The following is a 240-nucleotide window of genomic DNA, read 5'->3' on the forward strand; positions in this document are numbered from 1 at the left end:
GGTATCCGCCGCTGTTGGGTCCGATTTATACAACGCGATATATACCGTAGATGGTCCGGTAAACGCCGTATTGCGTAAAGCTGCGTTGAGTAGCGCCGCGCTCAGATAGTTCGAAATTTGCATCGCCATTATTCATTCTCCTCCTATTTTTAAGCGTCATGATCACGCTTTTTTGACAACGCAAAAAGGCCCGGCATAATTGCCGAACCCTCGCGTTTCCTTCGTTTAATCTTCGAGTGT

General features: G+C 47.5%; 1 protein-coding gene. It reads right to left on the bottom strand.

Features of this window, described 5'->3' with window-relative positions; all coding sequences use genetic code 11:
* Window positions 1-129 (bottom strand): phage tail fiber protein (locus tag CA598_RS33575; protein WP_483874410.1); only part of this gene is annotated, 129 nt, incomplete at its 3' end.
* Window positions 130-240 lie beyond the last annotated feature (111 nt).

This window comes from Paenibacillus sp. VTT E-133291, assembly GCF_002264395.1.
In the GTDB taxonomy this organism is placed as follows: Bacteria; Bacillota; Bacilli; order Paenibacillales; family Paenibacillaceae; genus Paenibacillus_AQ; species Paenibacillus_AQ nitricinens.